The sequence below is a fragment of the Glycocaulis alkaliphilus genome (assembly GCF_004000605.1).
Lineage (GTDB): Bacteria > Pseudomonadota > Alphaproteobacteria > Caulobacterales > Maricaulaceae > Glycocaulis > Glycocaulis alkaliphilus.
The window spans coordinates 122,034-140,867 of sequence record NZ_CP018911.1 but is presented as its reverse complement, the minus strand read 5'-3'; the positions used below and the strand labels follow the sequence as shown (position 1 = coordinate 140,867).

The 18,834-nt window shown below is 63.6% G+C and carries 19 protein-coding genes; 8 read left to right on the top strand and 11 right to left on the bottom strand.

Features of this window, described 5'->3' with window-relative positions; all coding sequences use genetic code 11:
* Positions 1 to 84 precede the first annotated feature (84 nt).
* A complete protein-coding gene (polA, locus tag X907_RS00710) occupies positions 85 to 2,859 on the top strand; it encodes a DNA polymerase I (RefSeq protein ID WP_127565155.1) in 2,775 nt (924 codons plus the stop codon).
* 2 nt (positions 2,860 to 2,861) lie between these two features.
* Here the strand turns inward: polA and dapB are convergent, their stop codons facing one another.
* The 4 genes from dapB to X907_RS00690 all read right to left on the bottom strand — a co-directional run bounded on the left by dapB (position 2,862) and on the right by X907_RS00690 (position 7,499).
* The gene (gene dapB / locus X907_RS00705; RefSeq protein WP_233352441.1) at positions 2,862 to 3,692 is read right to left on the bottom strand and encodes a 4-hydroxy-tetrahydrodipicolinate reductase; all 831 of its coding nucleotides are present in this window, start codon (positions 3,690 to 3,692) and stop codon (positions 2,862 to 2,864) included.
* 72 nt (positions 3,693 to 3,764) lie between these two features.
* On the bottom strand, positions 3,765 to 4,946 hold the full coding sequence (dnaJ, locus tag X907_RS00700; protein WP_127565154.1) for a molecular chaperone DnaJ: 1,182 nt from the start codon (positions 4,944 to 4,946) through the stop codon (positions 3,765 to 3,767).
* Between the two features lie 88 nt (positions 4,947 to 5,034).
* Entirely contained in the window at positions 5,035 to 6,951 is a 1,917-nt protein-coding gene (gene dnaK / locus X907_RS00695; protein ID WP_127565153.1) for a molecular chaperone DnaK, read from the bottom strand.
* Between the two features lie 200 nt (positions 6,952 to 7,151).
* Positions 7,152 to 7,499: a hypothetical protein gene (locus tag X907_RS00690; protein ID WP_127565152.1), complete on the bottom strand. Its 348-nt coding sequence runs from the start codon at positions 7,497 to 7,499 to the stop codon at positions 7,152 to 7,154.
* Between the two features lie 115 nt (positions 7,500 to 7,614).
* Here X907_RS00690 and X907_RS00685 point away from each other — a divergent pair, with 115 nt between their 5' ends.
* From X907_RS00685 to X907_RS00665, 5 genes are all read left to right on the top strand, one after another.
* Entirely contained in the window at positions 7,615 to 8,283 is a 669-nt protein-coding gene (locus X907_RS00685) for a peptidase associated/transthyretin-like domain-containing protein (protein WP_127565151.1), read from the top strand.
* 6 nt (positions 8,284 to 8,289) lie between these two features.
* Positions 8,290 to 8,916, top strand: a complete 627-nt coding sequence (locus X907_RS00680; protein ID WP_127565150.1) for an alpha-ketoglutarate-dependent dioxygenase AlkB — start codon at positions 8,290 to 8,292, stop codon at positions 8,914 to 8,916.
* Between the two features lie 115 nt (positions 8,917 to 9,031).
* Positions 9,032 to 9,742: a hypothetical protein gene (locus tag X907_RS00675; RefSeq protein WP_127565149.1), complete on the top strand. Its 711-nt coding sequence runs from the start codon at positions 9,032 to 9,034 to the stop codon at positions 9,740 to 9,742.
* Between the two features lie 115 nt (positions 9,743 to 9,857).
* Positions 9,858 to 10,211 (top strand): glycine zipper domain-containing protein, encoded by a 354-nt coding sequence (locus tag X907_RS00670; protein ID WP_127565148.1) that lies wholly within the window; start codon positions 9,858 to 9,860, stop codon positions 10,209 to 10,211.
* A 178-nt stretch (positions 10,212 to 10,389) separates the two neighbouring features.
* Positions 10,390 to 10,755 (top strand): glycine zipper domain-containing protein, encoded by a 366-nt coding sequence (locus X907_RS00665; protein WP_127565147.1) that lies wholly within the window; start codon positions 10,390 to 10,392, stop codon positions 10,753 to 10,755.
* Positions 10,756 to 10,822: 67 nt separating this feature from the next.
* Here X907_RS00665 and grpE read toward each other — a convergent pair whose 3' ends face one another.
* Positions 10,823 to 11,485, bottom strand: coding sequence for a nucleotide exchange factor GrpE (gene grpE, locus X907_RS00660; protein ID WP_127565146.1), 663 nt, complete (start codon positions 11,483 to 11,485; stop codon positions 10,823 to 10,825).
* A gap of 56 nt (positions 11,486 to 11,541) precedes the next feature.
* Complete coding sequence (hrcA, locus tag X907_RS00655; protein ID WP_127565145.1) at positions 11,542 to 12,612, bottom strand: heat-inducible transcriptional repressor HrcA; 1,071 nt, start codon at positions 12,610 to 12,612, stop codon at positions 11,542 to 11,544.
* Positions 12,613 to 12,746: 134 nt separating this feature from the next.
* On the opposite strand from hrcA, the gene rph reads away from it, so the two are divergent.
* Together rph and X907_RS00645 are read left to right on the top strand one after the other, a co-directional pair.
* Positions 12,747 to 13,469 (top strand): ribonuclease PH, encoded by a 723-nt coding sequence (gene rph, locus X907_RS00650; RefSeq protein WP_127565144.1) that lies wholly within the window; start codon positions 12,747 to 12,749, stop codon positions 13,467 to 13,469.
* A gap of 28 nt (positions 13,470 to 13,497) precedes the next feature.
* Positions 13,498 to 14,688: a hydroxymethylglutaryl-CoA reductase gene (locus tag X907_RS00645; RefSeq protein WP_127565143.1), complete on the top strand. Its 1,191-nt coding sequence runs from the start codon at positions 13,498 to 13,500 to the stop codon at positions 14,686 to 14,688.
* A 291-nt stretch (positions 14,689 to 14,979) separates the two neighbouring features.
* Here X907_RS00645 and X907_RS00640 read toward each other — a convergent pair whose 3' ends face one another.
* The 5 genes from X907_RS00640 to X907_RS00620 all read right to left on the bottom strand — a co-directional run bounded on the left by X907_RS00640 (position 14,980) and on the right by X907_RS00620 (position 18,823).
* Complete coding sequence (locus tag X907_RS00640) at positions 14,980 to 15,297, bottom strand: hypothetical protein (protein ID WP_127565142.1); 318 nt, start codon at positions 15,295 to 15,297, stop codon at positions 14,980 to 14,982.
* An 85-nt stretch (positions 15,298 to 15,382) separates the two neighbouring features.
* On the bottom strand, positions 15,383 to 16,762 hold the full coding sequence (locus tag X907_RS00635) for an alpha/beta hydrolase (protein ID WP_127565141.1): 1,380 nt from the start codon (positions 16,760 to 16,762) through the stop codon (positions 15,383 to 15,385).
* Between the two features lie 42 nt (positions 16,763 to 16,804).
* Positions 16,805 to 17,269 carry a VOC family protein gene (locus X907_RS00630; RefSeq protein ID WP_127565140.1) on the bottom strand — a complete coding sequence of 155 codons (465 nt, stop codon included), beginning with the start codon at positions 17,267 to 17,269 and terminating at the stop codon, positions 16,805 to 16,807.
* 35 nt (positions 17,270 to 17,304) lie between these two features.
* Positions 17,305 to 17,943: a hypothetical protein gene (locus X907_RS00625; protein ID WP_127565139.1), complete on the bottom strand. Its 639-nt coding sequence runs from the start codon at positions 17,941 to 17,943 to the stop codon at positions 17,305 to 17,307.
* A gap of 10 nt (positions 17,944 to 17,953) precedes the next feature.
* Positions 17,954 to 18,823, bottom strand: coding sequence for a bifunctional helix-turn-helix domain-containing protein/methylated-DNA--[protein]-cysteine S-methyltransferase (locus X907_RS00620; RefSeq protein ID WP_127565138.1), 870 nt, complete (start codon positions 18,821 to 18,823; stop codon positions 17,954 to 17,956).
* Positions 18,824 to 18,834 lie beyond the last annotated feature (11 nt).

Here is an 18,834-nt window from a genome sequence, read left to right as displayed (position 1 = left end):
GACCCCGCCTGATTGCCCCGATCTCGAAGCGGGCCTAGTTTGCGCCCTCGATACTCCCTCGCCCGCTTCCCAAGGACGCATCCCATGGCCACGACACGCCCCGTTACCAAGGACTCCCATGTCTATCTGGTGGACGGGTCGGGCTATATCTTCCGCGCCTATCACGCCCTGCCGCCGCTGACGCGCTCTGACGGCACGCCGGTCGGCGCGGTGCAGGGTTTCTGCAACATGCTGTGGAAGCTGCTGGAGGACCTCAAGGGCGAGGATCAGCCGACGCATCTGGCCGTGATTTTCGATCATTCGGCCAAGACCTTCCGCAATGATCTTTATCCTGAATACAAGGCCCACCGCCCCGAACCGCCCGAGGATCTGCGCCCGCAGTTCGCGATCATCCGCGATGCCACCAAGGCGTTTGACCTGCCCTCAATCGAGATGGACGGGTTTGAGGCCGACGACCTGATTGCCACCTATGCCCGCCAGGCCGCCGAAAAGGGCGCGCGCGTCACCATCGCGTCGTCGGACAAGGATCTGATGCAGCTGGTCAATGACCAGGTGACGCTGCTGGACCCGATGAAGGTGCGCCGGATTGGCGATGCCGAAGTGCGCGAGAAGTTCGGCGTTGGTCCGGAGCGGGTGATCGACGTGCAGGCGCTCGCTGGCGACAGCGTGGACAATGTGCCGGGCGTGCCGGGCATCGGCATCAAGACGGCGGCTGAACTCATCAACACGTATGGTGATCTTGAAACCCTTCTTGCAAGGGCAGAGGAGATCAAGCAGCCCGCACGGCGCACCAAGCTGATCGAGAATGCGGAGAATGCGCGCATCTCCAAGCTGCTGGTTACGCTGAAAGACGACATCGAAACGCCTGATCCACTGGAGGGTTTCGGCGCAGCGGACCCGGACGGCGAAAAGCTGATCGCCTTTTTGCGCTCCATGGAGTTCCGCACCATCACGCGGCGGGTGGAGGAGGCGCTGGGGGCTGGGCCTGCCGACGAGACCGGCGATGCCACCGCGCCCGTGGACCGCTCCGGCTATCAATGCGTGCAGACGGCAGAGGCCTTGCAGGACTGGATCGCCAGGGCAAAGCGCATGCGCGTCATCGCGGTCGATACGGAGACCGATGCGCTGTCAGCGACGGCCGCCGGGCTGGTTGGCATTTCCATCGCGGTAAAGCCGGGCGAAGCCTGCTATATCCCGTTGGCTCACTTAGGCGGGGACCTTGCCGATGGCGGGGGGAGACCTCAGCAGATCGAGATGGCGCAGGCCATCGGGCTCCTAAAACCACTGCTGGAAGACAGGGCGGTCCTGAAAGTCGGCCAGAACATCAAATATGATCTGGCGGTACTCGCCCGTCAGGGCATCAATATGGCCCCGGTCGATGACACTATGCTGATCTCCTATGTGCAGGAGGCGGGCCTGCACGGGCACGGCATGGACGAGCTCTCCGAGCTGCATCTCGGCCACAAGCCGGTCGCCTTCAAGGAGGTGGCGGGCACAGGCAAAAACCAGAAATCTTTCGGCGAGATCGATCTTAAGCGCGCCACAGAATATGCCGCCGAGGACGCCGACATCACGCTGCGCCTCTATGAGCTTTTAAAGCCGGGTCTGGCCGGCAAAGGGCTGGCGACTGTCTATGAGACGCTGGAACGGCCCATGCCCGCCGTGCTGGCACGCATGGAGCTCAATGGCATCAAGGTCGATGTCGCCCAGCTCTCAAGGCTGTCTTCGGAGTTCGCCCAGCGCATGGCGCAGGCCGAGGAAGAAGCGTTTGAAGCCGCAGGCACACGCTTCAATCTGGGAAGCCCCAAACAGATCGGCGACATCATCTTTGGTGATATGGGCCTGCCCGGCGGCAAGAAGACCAAGACCGGCGCCTGGTCCACGGACGCCAGCGTCCTCGAAGAGCTGGCCAATGACGGCCATGCTTTGCCGCGCGCGCTGCTGACCTGGCGGCAGTTTGCCAAGCTGAAATCAACCTATTCCGATGCGCTCAAAGCCGCGATCAACCCCGATACCGGCCGGGTACATACATCCTTCTCGCTGGCGGCAACGACGACGGGGCGGCTTTCCAGCTCTGACCCCAATTTGCAGAACATTCCGATCCGTACCGAGGAAGGCCGCCTGATCCGGGAAGCCTTCGTGGCCGAGAAAGGCCATGTGCTGGTGGCGGCTGACTATTCCCAGATCGAGCTCAGGCTGTTGGCCCATATTGCCGGGGTCGACGCTTTGAAAGATGCCTTCAAGGCGGGCCATGACATTCACGCCATGACGGCGTCCGAAATGTTCGGCGTGCCGCTCGACCAGATGGACCCGATGACCCGCCGCAAGGCCAAGGCCATCAATTTTGGCATTATTTACGGGATTTCCGCCTTTGGCCTGGCCAATAATCTCGGCATCAAGCGCGATGAGGCGAAAGCCTATATCGAGGCCTATTTCGAGAAGTTTCCCGGCATCGCCGCCTATATGGACGCGATGAAGGAGACCGCGCGGGAGAAGGGCTATATCGAGACCGTGTTCGGGCGGCGCTGCCACTTCCCCGGCATTCGCGACAAGAACCCGCAAATGCGCCAGTTCGCCGAGCGTCAGGCCATCAACGCGCCCATTCAGGGCTCAGCGGCTGACATCATCCGGCGCGCCATGGCGCGCATGGACGCGGCTATTGAAGAGGCGGGCCTGAAAGCGCGCATGCTCCTTCAGGTGCATGACGAGCTGGTGTTTGAATGCCCTGAGGATGAGGCCGGCGCGCTGATCCCGCTGGTGCAGGACGTGATGGGCAAGGCGGCCCTGCCCGCGGTCGATCTCTCCGTCCCGCTGGTGGTAGAGGCCAAGGCCGCCCTCACCTGGGGGCAGGCGCATTAGGGTCAGTTCAGCCCCAGCACATCCTCGATGCCGTAAAAGCCCGGCTTCTGGCCGGTTAGCCATTTGCCTGCCTCAATCGCGCCGCGTGCGAAGATGAAGCGGTCATTGGCGCGGTGGCGGACTTCCAGCTCCTCGAACGCGCCCAGGAACAGGGCCGAGTGCTCGCCAATCGCGCCGCCGCCGCGAATGGCCGAGAACCCTATCGCGCCGACAGGGCGGGCGGCGCCCTGACGCGGACGGTCGAAAATCGCCTGCGTCCCAAGCTCCAGTCCGCGCGCTTGTGCGGCCGCCTCGCCAATGGCGAGCGCGGTGCCTGACGGCGCATCCACCTTGCGGCGGTGATGCGTCTCGACGATCTCCAGATCGAACTGCTCTGCAGGCATAAGGCGGGCGGCTTCAGCCGTCAGCCATCGCATGACCGCGGCTCCAAGAGAGAAATTACGGGCGTAGAGCACCGGCACTGACTGCGCCGCTGCTTCGAGCGCTGCCATGTCGTCAGCGCCAAGTCCTGTAACGCCGCACACGAAAGGCGGCCCGCCCCGCTCGGTGATCTGGCGGGCAAAGGCAGCGCTGGCCTGCGGCGCAGAGACATCGATCACCAGATCGGCCGCGTCTGCGGCATCGCGCATGGACACGCTGGTTTCGATACCGGCCAGGGAGGTTTCCGCCAGTTCGCCGAGATCCGCGCCCAGCATCACCGAATCGTGGCGCACAACGCCCGCCACCAGCTCCATATCGGGGCGGCGCATGATTTCGGCCATGATCAGGCGGCCAAGCCGTCCTGACGCGCCCAGAACCGCAATCTTGAGAACCTTACCCGGTGCTATCGTCACTGCTTTCACTCCCGCCCGCCATCAAGCCTGTCATAGCAGGCCTATTCGGTTAGCAGGGGGTGAACGCGGGTGTCAGTGCCCGGCGCCGGGGCGCGCTTCATCCTCGCCGCGCACATCATCCCAGAAGCGCTTGACCTTCTTGAAGAAACCGTCGCTGTCGGGATTGCAGCCATCGCCGGAAAGCTCACAGAACTCGCGCAAGAGCTCTTTCTGGCGTTCGCAAAGCTTTTGCGGGGTCTCGACGAACAGTTCGACAAACATGTCGCCGCGCGCGCCGCCGCCTTTGAGGCGCGCCATGCCCTTGCCTTTGAGGCGCATGCGCCGCCCGGTCTGGGAGCCGGCGGGAATGTGCATTTCAGCGCGCCCGCCCTCGATTGTGGGGGCCTGTATCTCGCCGCCCAGCGCCGCTGTGACCATGGGCACGGTCGCGCGGCAATAGAGATTGGGTCCGTCACGCTCGAAAATGTCGTGTGGCTTCACCGAAATGAAGATGTAGAGATCGCCCGGCGGACCGCCACGCCCGCCCGCCTCGCCTTCGCCGGCAAGACGGATGCGCATGCCATCCTCGACGCCCGGCGGCACCTGCACCTGCAGCTCGCGATTCTTGCGCACCCGGCCTACGCCGTCGCATTCCCGGCAGGGCGTTTCGACGTACTGGCCGCGCCCGCCACAGGTGGGGCAGGTCTGCTCCATGGTGAAGAAGCCCTGGGTGCGGCGGATACGCCCCGCCCCGTTACAGGTCTCGCAGGTGATGATCTTGGAGCCGGGTTCGGCGCCCGATCCCTCGCAATGGCCGCAGGAGACGGTGGTGGGGACGCGTATCTTGGCATCCTTGCCGTTGAACGCCTCTTCCAGCGAGATTTCCATGTCATAACGCAGGTCAGAGCCACGCGCCGGTCCGGCGCGTCTGCGCCCGCCGCCACGCCCGGCAAACGCATCGCCGAACACCTGCTCGAAAATGTCGGCAAAGTCGGCTGCGCCGCCAAACCCGCCCGGACCGAAGGGACCGCCCGCGCCCGCCCCGCCATTCTGGAAGGCGGCATGGCCCATACGGTCATAGGCGGCGCGCTTGTCAGCGTCCGAGAGGATGGCGTAGGCCTCGCCCACTTCCTTGAACTTGGCTTCGGCTTCCGCATCACCCGGATTGCGGTCAGGGTGGAATTGCATGGCGAGCTTGCGATAGGCGCTCTTGATCGCACCTGCATCGGCGGTGCGTTCAACACCCAGGATTTCATAATAATCGCGCTTGGCCATGATCCGCCGGTCTGAATGCTTGCTGGTATCAGGTAAAAGCCCCGGCCCGCATCAAGGAGCCGGGGCTGTCAGCGTCTGCGCGCCGTTATCAGGCGCTTTTCTTCTTGTCGTCGCCGTCCACTTCGGTGAACTCGGCATCGACCACATCATCCCCGTCCGGGGTGTTGTCGGAGCCGCCATCATCACCGCCAGCCGATTGCTGCTGGGCGTACATGGCTTCACCCAGCTTCATGGCCGCCTGCAGGACAGCTTGCGTCTTCTGCTGGATGGCTTCCACGTCTTCGCCATCCTTGACCTCTTTCAGCTCGGCAATGGCGGTCTCGATGGAGGATTTGTCTTCCGCCGATACCTTGTCGCCAAACTCTTCAAGCTGCTTCTCGGTCTGGTGGACCAGAGCCTCGGCATTATTGCGGGCCTCGGCCAGCGCGCGGCGCTGCTTGTCGGCTTCCGCGTTGGCTTCGGCGTCCTTCACCATTTTCTCGATGTCAGCGTCGGAAAGACCGCCGGAGGCCTGGATGCGGATCGCCTGTTCCTTGCCGGTTGCCTGATCCTTCGCGGAGACGTTCACGATGCCGTTGGCGTCGATATCGAACGTCACCTCGATCTGCGGCATGCCGCGCGGGGCGGGCGGAATGCCAACGAGATCAAACTGGCCGAGCAGCTTGTTGTCGGCGGCCATTTCCCGCTCGCCCTGGAAGCAGCGGATCGTCACAGCGGTCTGATTGTCATCAGCGGTGGAGAAGGTCTGGCTCTTCTTGGTCGGGATGGTCGTGTTGCGGTCTATGAGGCGGGTGAACACGCCGCCCAGCGTCTCGATGCCCAGCGAAAGCGGGGTCACGTCGAGCAGCAGCACGTCCTTCACATCGCCCTGCAGCACGCCGGCCTGAATGGCCGCGCCCATGGCGACGACTTCATCGGGGTTCACACCGCGATGGGGCTCCTTGCCAAAGAAGGCTTTCACGGCTTCCTGCACTTTGGGCATGCGGGTCATGCCGCCGACCAGCACGATTTCGTCGATCTGGCCGGTGGAGAGGCCCGAATCCTTCAGCGCCGCCTTGCACGGCTCGATCGTGCGCTTGATGAGGTCTTCAACGAGCGCTTCCAGCTTGGCGCGGGAAAGTTTCAGATTGAGGTGTTTCGGGCCGGAGGCGTCCGCCGTGATGAAGGGCAGGTTCACCTCGTAGGAAGCCGCGCTGGACAGCTCCTTCTTGGCTTTCTCAGCCTCTTCCTTCAGGCGTTGCAGGGCGAGCTTGTCCTTGCGCAGGTCAATCCCGTTTTCCTTTTTGAACTCGTCGGCAAGGTAATCGACAATGCGCATGTCGAAATCTTCACCGCCAAGGAAGGTATCGCCATTGGTGGCCTTCACCTCGAACACACCGTCACCGATCTCCAGGATGGAGATGTCGAACGTGCCGCCGCCAAGGTCGTAGACAGCAATGGTTTTGGACTGGTCGGACTTGTCGAGGCCATAGGCGAGCGCGGCGGCTGTCGGCTCGTTGATGATGCGCAGCACTTCAAGACCGGCAATTCTGCCGGCATCCTTGGTGGCCTGACGCTGGGCGTCGTTGAAGTAGGCCGGGACCGTGATGACGGCCTTTTCCACCTTTTCGCCAAGATAGCTTTCAGCGGTCTCTTTCATTTTCTGCAGGATGAAGGCGGAAATCTCCGCCGGCGCGTATTTCTTGTCGCGCCCCTCAACCCAGGCATCGCCATTATCACCCGGAACGATCTTGTAGGGCACCATGGCGGCGTCCTTCTTGACCGTCGGGTCGTTCATGTTGCGGCCAATCAGGCGCTTGATGGCAAAGAAGGTCTGCTCCGGATTGGTCACGGCCTGACGGCGCGCGGGCTGACCGATCAGGCGCTCGCCGTCTTCGGTGAACGCGACGACAGACGGCGTGGTGCGCGCGCCTTCGGTGTTCTCGATGACGCGGGCCTGGCCGCCTTCCATGACCGCGACACACGAATTGGTGGTGCCAAGGTCGATACCGATAACTTTGCTCATAGTCTCATTCTCTCCACTTTTTGGCAGGGCGGGGTGCGCGGTCCGTAAACCTTTAAAAGCGTTTGCGGCGGCTCGCCGGTCATCCGCCCCCCGTGCAGGTTTCTTCTCTGGTCTTGCTTTAACCCTTTGAGGCGGTCAGGAAATAACCCCTCTTGATACGGGGCGATTTAGGGAGGCGGGGGCGAAGCCGCAAGGGTGTGTTACGCCTTATTTGCTGCCGCTTTCCACCAGCGCCAGGCCGCAGCGCCGCCGATAACAGCAAAAGCGGGCACGCAAACCGGCATGGTCGCGCGCGCAACCGGCTCCGGCAGGAAGAGAATGTCACGCGCCCAGCCCTCCTCGATGCCGGAAAGCTCGCGTGCCCAGCTCTGCAGTATGCACTCACCATTGATGAGGATGCCGATGAAAATGAGGACCGGGAAACCGAGCGCCCATGGAACAAGCCGCTCAAACCGCCCGGTCAGCACATAGGCCGCGAGCGCTATCACCATGGCCACCGACACCACCCAGACAATGGTGTGGACCAGTTGCAGGATGAACAGCGCCATAGGCCCTCGCCCCCTTCTTGCCTGACATCCATACTGGCCCGGCTTCCGGCGCGGTCCAAATGCTGATTGAGTGTGTGGCAGGAGTTGAGCTGCACCCAGCCGTCAGGAGGCTGACATGAAGACGATCCCCCTACGCGCCTGCCTTATCGCCCTGCTATCACTCGCCCTGACGGCCTGCATCATTGAGCGCGAGCATGTGCTGGCGCCCGATACGCAAGGTCTGGTGGTGGATGCCGGTACGCTAACGCCAGTGCAGGGCGCGCAGGTGCGTTTTGAAGCCCTGACCGCAAGCCCGGCGTCGATGACGGATGCGCAGGGCCGGTTTTCTCTCGACGGGCGTAGCGAAACGCGCCGTGTCATGCCCGTCGTCGGAGGCGTCTATCGTGATGCATCCCGCGTGCATGCCAGCGTCAGCGGCTATGAGACCGGCTATGCCAGCGCGGCCTTCATCAACGGGCTGGGCCCGGCGCAGACCGAGTATCCCGTCATCATCATGCTGGTCCGGCAAGGCGCGGCCGAACCTGATCTGGCCGGCCTGATGGCGGACTGTCTTGAAACACCAGAGCAGCGCCACGCGGTGCATATAGCGGCCCGTCTTGCCGAGCTGGACCCGCAAGACCTTCCGGCATGGCTGGATATGGAGGCGGCGCTGGGACTGGAAGAGCATATCAGGATTGTCCTGCGTTCGAGCCTTCTTCTGGACTGCGAGCAGACACAGGCAGCGCACGAGACCTTGCAAGGCCAACTCTCCGCCTTTCGTGCCATGGCCGGTATTGAGGGTTAGGCGGTGATGGACGCTGGCCGGGTCACCGGACCGGACGGGTTTGTCCTCCTGCCGGGCTATTTCGACAGGGCCGCACAGGAAAGCCTGCTGGCCGGTGTGCTGGGCGGTATCGGCGCTGCGCCGCTTTACCGGCCTTCCATGCCGCGCAACGGCCAGCCCTTAAGTGTGCAGATGAGCAATTTCGGCCCTCTGGGCTGGGTGGCGGACCAGGCGGGCTATCGTTATGAACCTGAGCATCCCGTCACCGGCGCGCCCTGGCCGTCCATGCCGCCAGCGCTTCTGGAACTGTGGGCAGCGGTGTCGGGCTGGCATCAGCCCCCGCAGGCCTGCCTGATAACCGTTTACGGACCCGATTCACGCCTTGGCCTGCATGTGGACGCCGACGAGGACGCGCGCGACGCACCCGTCGTGTCTGTAAGTCTCGGCGACCGGGCGCGCTTCCGGCTGGGCGGACCATTGCGCAACAGCCCCAGCCGTTCGCTGGTCCTGTCCTCAGGCGATGTTGTCGTGCTCGGCGGCGCCTCGCGGCGCTTTTTCCATGGCGTAGACCGGATTTATCCCGGCACATCCACCCTGCTGCCTGCTCCCTTCCATCCCGGCCGGATCAACCTGACACTGAGGCGGGTGCGCTGAAGAAATAACGATTTAAATACAAATATTTAATACAAAAACTAATTTTCGTTAACTTTTTTCTTCGAGTCCAGAGCAATCTATGCCAGCATTGATGATATAAATGCGGGAGGGCTTTATGGATACAATAGTTAAGCTGCTTTGCCTGTCTGCCATTGTTGCCACGTCAGCGTGCGCAACGCGTTACGACCAGTCCGGCGCACCGATCGCGATGTTTGATCTGACGATCGATGCGGAAACCGCGCGGGTAATCGCGCCTTCCCTCAACGCTTCGCGCGCTACATCAAGTGAAACCCGCGCGCGGCCGAACAATCCTGTGCGGGCCATAACCCTTGTTGCGCATGTACTGGCCCAAGACGGATCCGATGCGGACCAGATGGCAAACGGGTTGATCCCGCTGCTGTTCTACGCGTCGGATGCAGCCTGTGACGACTATTTCGCCATGCTCAACTCGTCGCGGAACGTCACGGTCACCGCGCTCGACCTGGCGTCCATAGCGTCGATGGGGACGGCATCGGTGGCGGGAGACGCCAATGAATGGGCCGGCGCGTCCGGAGCATTCGGCGCCGCCCGCCGTTCGATGGAAAACAACCTTTTGTCGCAAACACAGGTGCCGCTTCTTTATGCCGCCGTGCGGCAGGCTCGCTTGGAACGCAGAGCGGCAATACTGAATATCGAAGACATTGGCTCCATGTCCGGTCAGGAACGGTTGCAGCGGGTGGCCACCGAGTTCGGTGATTATCACGCCATGTGCGGCGTCGGATTCGGTATTCAGCAAGTATCACGCATGATAGCGCAAAACAGCGAGGAACCGGACCTCGGCCAATGACACTGGCCGGAACGGGAACCGGCTTCGTTCATCGCGCGTATAGCTTTCGCCTGATCTAGTGTCAGAAGGCGGCACCATGAGGGTTTGAGCCGCCGGCAAACAATGGAGGCATCCAATGCGGAAGCTCATGATTATTGCCCTGGCTGCGCCTGCCGTAGTGATGGCAGGCTGCGCCACCAACAACACGATGACCCACGCAGCAGGCGGCGCTGCGGCTGGCGGCCTTGCCGGCGCGGTTATCGGTAACAATACCGGCAGCGGCAATGCCCGCCAGGGCGCCATTATCGGCGCTGTGGTTGGCGGTGCAGCCGGCGCTTATGCAGGTTGCCGTGAAGATGGCGGCTGCCGCTGGAACCAGAACAACCAGAACCATTCCCAGCTTTATTATGACCAACGTGCGGGCCGGTACTATTATATCGACCAGCGCAGCGGCGTAACCTACTGGCAGAACGGCGAATATCGCGGCTAGTTCCCCTGCTGGCAGCGTGATCCGCTGATTCCTTGCGGATCGGCCAATGAGAGAACCCCGGCGCACACCGCCGGGGTTTTTCGCGACCCCCATAAAGCTTTCGAGTCACGAATCTGCGGAACCGCTTGGCCCTTCGGACGGTTAGTTGTGCAGAACCGACCCCAGGGAGAACAATGTCATGACCCGCAAAATTCTTATCGCCACAGTGTTGAGCGTGCCGCTCCTGGCCACAGCCTGTGCCACCACACCGGCTGTTCGCGGCGGCGCCACGGGCGCGGCCGTGGGCGGTGTTGGCGGCGCCGTCATCGGCAATCAGGTGGGCAGCCCGCGCACGGGCGCAGCGATTGGCGCCATTGGCGGCGCTGCAGTCGGCGCCGCCATTGCCTGCAACCAGCAGGGCGGATGCCAGCACAACCCGAATAGCGGACGCCACTCGCAGCTCTATTACGACCAGCACAATGACCGCTACTGGTACACCGATCTCCAGACCGGCAATACCTATTGGCAGAATGGCGAGCCCCGCACGCGCGCGCCCGGCCGTTAGGGTCTGGACCACAATGAACGAAAAGGGCGGCTCCTGTGAGCCGCCCTTTTTTTGATGTCAGCGCCGGCTAGGCCTCGACGTCGAGCCCGCTTCCGGGCTTGTGACCGGGTGTTTGCGGCTCTGACGCCGGTTTGGCACCGGCAGGCGCCGCGCCCTCTGCCGGACCGGCCGATACCACCACCATCGCGGCGCGCAAGGTGCGTTCGCCAATCACATAGCCAGGCTGCATCACATGGGCGATGCGGCCCTTGGGCTGGTCCGCCGGTATCTGCGCGGCAGCCTGATGGAGGTTTGGATCGAGCGGATCGCCAGGTTCCGGCGCAACACGCTTCACACCATGACGTTCCAGCGTGCTCATCAGGCGGCGCTGGGTCATTTCCACACCTTCAACCAGCGGTTTGACGTTTTCCGGCAGGCTGGCGCGCACATCCTCGCCAAGAAGCCCCAGAGCCCGCTCCAGATTGTCAGCAATATCGAGCATGTCGCGCGCAAAGCCGGTGACGGCGTATTCACGGGTTTCCTTGACCTCGCGGGCGGCACGCTTGCGGGTATTGTCCGCATCCGCAACGGCGCGCAGAAGCCGGTCGCGCAGATCGTTTACCTGATCCTGCAGAGCGTCCAGCCCGTCTTCGCCAGACTCTCCGCCTGCGTCTGCAGCGGTGTCCACACCCTCTTCAGGCCGGATGCCGGCGGCGTCTTCGGCCGGGGTGTTCTTGCTGTCATCACTCATGAAATGCGTCCTGTCGTCAGTTCTGTAGGGTTCGGGTTGCCCGACACATAGGGAGGCTAGCTGCGCCCGTCGAGGAGGCGCCCCACAAGCTGGGCTGTATAATCAACCAGCGGGATGACGCGCGCATAGTTCAGGCGCGTCGGACCAATGACCCCCAGCGCTCCCAGGATACGCTGATCGCGATTGCGGTAGGGCGCAACGATCACGCTGGAGCCGGAGAGCGAGAAGAGCGGGTTCTCCGAACCTATAAAGAGGCGGACCCCTTGCGCGCCGCGCGCTTCGTCCAGCAGGGCCAGAAGGTCTTCCTTGCGCTCAATATCGTCAAAGAGCAGGCGGATGCGTTCCAGATCCTCGCTGGCCTCGACCGATTCCAGCAGCTTTGCCTGACCGCGCACGATGAGCGAGCGGTTCTCCGCCCCGCTCCAGTCCGCAAGCCCCGCCTCGACCAGGCTGGCCGCGGTCTCGTCCAGCTGGGCGCGCTTTTCGGCGATCTCGCTCTGGATAGCCTTCAGGGCCTCGGCCAGTGTGCGGCCCCTGAGCCGGGAGGACAGGTAGTTGCCGGCCTCCACCAGCGCAGCAGGCGGCAAGCCGGCAGGCGCGGTCATCAGCCGGTTCTCCACGGCACCGGATTCCGAGACCAGCACGGCAAGTATCTCGACAGGCGAGAGCGGCACAAATTCCACATGGCGCAGCGGCACGTCCTGCTTTTGCGACGCGACCAGCCCGGCCCCGCCGGCGAGGCCGGACAGGAGCGATGAGGCTTCGGCCAGCACATCTTCGGGGCGTTTTCCTGCCGAGCCGACGCGGGCATCGATCTCGCGGCGCTCCTCCTCTGCGATCTCGCCAATCTGCAACAGGCCATCCACAAACAGGCGCAGCCCTGCATGGGTCGGCATGCGCCCGGCAGACGTGTGCGGCGCCGACAGAAGCCCTGCACCAGCCAGATCAGCCATGGTGTTACGGATCGAGGCAGGCGACAGGTTCAGCCCGCCGCGTTTTGACAGGGTGCGCGAACCCACCGGCTCGCCTGTATCCAGATACGCCTCGACAAGCTCGCGGAAAATATCCCGCGAGCGCGCATCCAGATCAGCCAGGGAGGAGGTAAGGGGCGAAATTGGCTCTGTCATGATGACAATGAGTTAAGCGAGCCGTGCGCGCGCTGCAATGGTCTCGTGGTTCATGGCCGTCGCCGGACCGACCCGCTTTCATCCCGGCAGCATTCGGGCTAGGTCGGCAGAAGAGATCAATCTGGAGAGACACTATGCGCCCTGATAACCGCCCCGCCGACGCCCTGCGCGCGGTCCATTTCGAGCTGGACGCCGCGCCCTATGCGGAAGGTTCCTGCCTCGCCGTGTTCGGCAATACGCGGGTTCTGTGCGCCGCGAGCGTGGAGGAAACCACTCCGCCCTGGCTGCGCGGACGCGGACAGGGCTGGGTGACGGCGGAATACGCCATGCTGCCGCGCGCCACCCATCAACGCACGCGCCGCGAAGTGACCAGTGGCAAGCCGTCCGGGCGCACGCAGGAAATCCAGCGCCTGATCGGGCGTTCCTTGCGCGCGGTGGTGGATCTCAAAGCGCTGGGCGAACGCCAGATCATCATTGACTGTGATGTGCTTCAAGCCGATGGCGGCACGCGCACCGCCGCCATTACCGGCGCATGGATCGCCCTGAAATCGGCCTGTCTCTATCTGATGGAAGAAGGCCTTTTGAAAGCAGACCCCGTTACCGGGCAGGTGGCGGCGGTGTCGGCCGGGATCATCAAGGGCGAGGCGCGCCTTGATCTGGAATACGAGGAGGACAGCACAGCCGACGCGGACGCCAATTTCGTGCTTACCGCCAATGGCGGGGTTGTCGAAATTCAGGCGACGGCTGAAACTGATCCCATGAAGCCGGAGGAGTTCGACGCGCTCTTTGCGCTGGCGCGCAAGGGCATTGGCGAGCTTGCCGTGCTACAGAACGAGGCCCTGAAAGCCCGGCGCTAGTCCGGGGCGGGCCTTACGGGGAGGAGCCATGACTGACCGCCGCAACGACACCCGCGCGCCCGTGCCGCGCGATAAAACGAACGATCACACGCATGATGCTGCCCGTATGCGCCGGGCGTTTCTGACCGAGCGTACCGGCCTGCCGCTGGACCATGTCGGGTCATACTCGTTTGACCCCGGTGTGACCGCCGGGAATATCGAGAATTTCATCGGTGTGGCGCAAGTTCCGGTAGGGCTGGCCGGACCCTTGCGTATCAATGGCGAGCACGTAGACGAGGATGTCTATGTGCCGCTGGCCACGACCGAGGGCACGCTGGTCGCCAGCTATAACCGGGGGATGCGCATCCTGACCGAAGCTGGCGGGGTGAAAACCACCATCCATGAGCGCTACATGCAGCGCGCGCCGGTTTTCCATTTCAGCGATGCCCGCGGCGCACGATCGTTCGCGCAGTGGATTGACGGGAGTTTCGAAGGTATCCGCGCCGCCGCCGAAACCACGTCGTCGGTGGCCAAACTCTCCCATATCGAGCGCTATTCGGTGGGGCCGATGCTCCATTTGCGCTTCAACTATGAGACAGGCGACGCGGCAGGCCAGAATATGAGCGGAAAGGCCACGCTGGCGGCGTGCGAATGGATAGCGGCCAACTATCCGGGCGGCGCGCGCTATACTCTTTCGGGCGCGATGGATACCGACAAGAAGCACTCCCAGCTCAACGTTCTGCATTCGCGCGGGGCGCGGGTGATAGCGGAGGCGCGCATCCCGGACCGGGTATTGCGAGAGCGGGCGGGCGTGGCCGCAGCCGATCTTTTCCGTGCGCGGCTCAACTCCTTTGCCGGCTCGGTGATGGCCGGCAGCGCCAATAACGGCATGCACGCCGCCAATGGGCTCGCGGCCCTCTTCATCGCCTGCGGGCAAGATGCGGCCAATATCGCCGAGTCCCATACCGCGATGACCTTTGTGCGTCTGGAGGATGACGGGGAAACCTATTACTGGTCGATCACGCTGCCTGCCCTGATCGTCGCGACATTTGGCGGGGGCACGCAGCTGCCCACACAAGGCGAGTGCCTGGATATTCTGGGCTGCCGGGGCAAGGGCAAGGTCGGGCGCTTTATCGAGATATGCGCGGCCACCGTGCTGGCGGGGGAAATATCGCTGGCGAGCGCGGTCGTGGCGGGGGACTGGGTGGAGAGCCACGACCGGCTCGGCCGCAATCGCTGACCAGCGGGGATGGTCAGCGGAGCCAGGGCTTGCCCTCATAAAGGTTTCGGGCGCGGCGCGAAGCGGATTTGGCGTCTGACAAGGAGAGATGGCCGCTGTGGAGCATCCCTCCACAAGGACGGCTCGACACCGTCAGGGGCAAAATCCGCCGCGTCCTACAGGATATGGGCCAGATCGCCCGTTTGCTGCGTCGCGAACCTTTGAAAGGGGACTATCCTTCCTGCGGTTTCGCTCCTCGAACCGGACAATCTGGCCACATACCGCGCTCCAAACCCTTTATGAGGACAAGCCCTAGTTAAACAGCTCCAGCTGGCGGGCTTCGCGGGCGAAGGGGGCAATGTTCGCCGGGCCCGCATTCAGCTTGCGGGGTTTGAGCGCGGGCCGTGCGACCGGCACACTCTCGGGTGCTTCCACCAGATCAAGGTGCAAGGCAGACGCCTTGGCGCGGATGGCGCCTTCGGGCCGGCCGAGCTTTAGTGAAATACGCTGCAGCGGCACGCCGCGCCGGGCCAGATCGCGCAGTTCACGCTCATCCTCATAACGCCAGCGCTTGCCCGCATTGCGGACATAACCGCCGCCGCTTGCTTTCAATTTCGATGCATAGCTCATGGCACCGCTCCTGTTCATATCTAGAACATAAGCGGAACATTAACCAAAGTCAAGGGATTGTGGATAAAATCTTACCCACGCCCCGTCAGGGACGGCATGTCTCCGGCGCCTGTTCTCCTGCCACGAAAGCCGAAACCGCCTGGACAAAGCAGGAGGGCGCAACGAAGGGCAGGAAATGGGCCGCACCCTCGACGGTGGTGAAGCTTACCTCACCGGCCTGCGCCAGCATGCCAACGTGCGCGCGGGCGCCCTCATACGGCGTATTTGGGTCATGCGTGCCGTGGATGATGAGGGTGCGCGGCAGGCTGGCTGGCCCGCCGCCAAAGTATGCGTCGCGCTCATATAACGGCGCGGGTATGCCGACCAGCAGGCCGGGAAGCGGGCTGGTAAACAGGGCATCTGCCGCCTCTGCCGCCACCGTGTCAGCTGTCAGGTCCCGGCGCTCATTGTTCTCAGAGCCGCTTATCAGCATGACCAGCGGCAAGGATGGCGGCGACTGGGGATAGGCGTTCAGTGTGGCCAGCAGCCCTTCCAGTTCTGCGGCCGTGTTGTCCAGAAGCCCGGTCTCGCCGCGCCCCAGCGTGTCGATCAGCGCCGGAATGCGCTCCCGCAGCGTCGGGAAGTTCAGCAAAGCGCCCATGAAGCGGCGCAGATCACCGCCCGGCACGCTCCCGGCCCAGCTGGCCGATGCGGAGTCTTCGTGCAGGAGCCGGGCATAGGCCGCCAGTTCGTCATCTGTCAGCAGATCGCGGCCCACCGCATCGACAATTTCTGTCCGCCGGGACAGATCAGCGCCGGGCGTGCCTTCGGGGGAGACAAGACCATCCAGCACCAGCCCGTCGAGCGCCACCGGGGCGGCCTGCATCATCCGCAAGGCAAGCTGGGTTCCGTAGGACACCGCATAGACGAGGACCTCGCCCGGCTCCCTGTGGCGGCCGATCAGTGCCGACAGATCATGGGCGGCATTGGTGATGGTGAAGCCGTGAGCGCGAGCGGGATCGGCAAACATCTGACCAATGCACGGACCCCATTCCTCTCCGGCGAGCGCGATACCATCGGCGCTTTGCGGCGATTCCTGATCCGGGCAGAGCTTGGCAGAATAGCCCGTCCCGCGATGATCCGGGATCACCAGATCATAGCCGGGGAAGGCGCTGCGGAACTCGTCGAGGAAGGGATAGAAGGACGCACCGGTCTCTCCCGGACCCCCCGCGATCAGCCAGACTGCGCCGCGCCGCGCGTGCAGATCCCTTTCGGGGAAGAGGCGGACGAAGAGCTCTATCGTGCTCTCATCACCTTCGTGCGGCGGGCGCAGCGGCACGCTCTCCACCCGGCACAGGCTGTCAGCGAGCGTGGGATAGTCACCGGCATCCGCGCAGGGCGCAAACCCCTCATAGGCCGGAGTGGCAGGCTGGGCTGCACAGGCAGCGGCAAGGCCAAGGGCTGCCAGGCTGAAGGGTCGAATCATGAATCCTGTCCAGACAAAATGTTGGCGAAGGGCAAGCGCAGCTTACCAGCTTCCGGTGTTTTCCATGCTGGCCCAGGGCTCTTTGGCAGGCAGGCTTTCGCCCTCCTGCAGGAGTTCGACCGAGATATTATCCGGTGAGCGCACGAAAGCCATATGGCCGTCGCGCGGCGGGCGGTTGATCGTATAGCCCATACCCTGCAGGCGCGCGCACAGCGCATAGATGTCCTTCACCCGGTAGGCGAGATGGCCGAAATTGCGCCCGCCTGAATAGGTTTCCGGATCCCAGTTATGGGTAAGCTCGATGCAAGGCAGACCCGCAGGCAGCGGACCGCTCTCCGGCACCCCGCCAGCCGCGGCAATATCATCGGGCGAGCACAGGAAGATCAGGGTAAACCGGCCCTTCTCGCTATCCATGCGGCGGACTTCCTTCAAGCCCAGCCCCTCGCAGTAAAAGCGCAGGCTCGCGTCCACATCGCTGACGCGCACCATGGTGTGGAGGTATCGCATATCCAGTTCCTCTTGCTGCCTGTCAGGCCTGAGAGTTAGTCACTGCCGCCGCCATCACCACCGCCTGCACTGCCATCAGCAGAGTCAGGGGCGGTGTCCTTGCGGCCGGTATCGCTGCTCCCGTCGGCGTCCACGTCTGTGTCGGGCCGCACCCTCCGGGCCCATTTGGGCCGTCTGCGCCAGCCGGTTTCCTCCGGGATGGGCTCGCCGCGCGCGCTGGCAAGCGCGTGGGTGAAGGGTTCGGGCGCGCGGGTGTGATGCAGGCGGGCCAGCACGAAGGCAGGCAGCGCGCCGAAGGCGACAACGCCGAAAAACACCGTGAACATGAAGACATAACCGCCACGGCCTGCCCAGTCATGCGCGCCTGTGGCCCGCCAGATCTGGTCATAAATGGCCGGGATAAGGGTCAGCGCGACCGGGCTGAGCACAATGGCGATCAGGCACCCGGCGGCGAGGTAGAAAGCCCAGCGCGGCGCAAAGCTGTTCACATAGAGGCGGGTGAACTCGGCCTCGCTGACACCGCGCACGGTGGCGGGCTTGGTGGCGGTGCGGTCGGCATATTCCTCGGCGGCGTCAGCGCGCAGCGCCCTCAAGCGCAGCAGGCCATAGCCCAGACACGTGAGGATGAAGACCGCAAAAACGGCAAGGAGAAGCTGGAGCGAGAGATCATACATGCCACGCTATCTAGCGCGTTGCGGCCTCGTAGGCGAGCATGGCGCGCTTACGCTCCAGCCCCCAATGGTAGCCATTGAGCCGTCCGTCGCTCGCCAGCACGCGGTGACAGGGAATGAGCCAGCTGACCGGGTTGGCGCCGACGGCTGCGCCCACCGCTCGGCTCGCCTTCATGGTGCGGACATCGCGGGCAATCTCACCGTAGGAAGTGGTTTCGCCGGGCGGGATGGCCAGAAGGGCGCGCCAGACCTGCCGCCGCCAGGGCGTGCCGTAGAGGACGAGCGGGACAGGCCGTATGCCGCCCCCACCGAAGATCGCTTGCGCATAATGATCGGCGGCCGTGTGATCGACCGTGAAATCCGCCGCTGGAAAGCGCGATCTCAGATCGGCTTCAGCCTCCGCCTCGCGGCCCGCATCGGCAAAGGCGAGCGCAGAGAGGCCTCGCGGAGCAATGAGAAACACGCCAGTGCCAAAGGGCGTCGGGGCATGGCCAATGGCAAATTCCAGTCCGATACCAGCGCTGCGGGCATTGCCGGGCGTGACGGCTTCTTCCGCGATGAAGACATCATGCAGGCGCGACGGCCCGGAAAGGCCGGTTTCCAGCGCGGCTTCCAGCACGCTTGCCCCTTCACGCATCAGGCGGCGGGCGCTGGCATGGGTAAGGGCGGCGATCATGCGTTTCGGGCTCGCCCCGGTCCAGCGGGTGAAGACGCGCTGGAAATGGTGCGGGGAAAGCCCCGCAGCCTGCGCAATGCGTTCCAGCGAGGGCTGTTCCTCCCAGTGGGCGCCGATGAAATCCAGCGCGGCATTGATGCGCGGATAATCGCTCGCGCGCAGGGCAAGGGCGGGCACGGTTTCTGAAGGGCTGGCAAGATCGGTCATGGGAGCAAGAG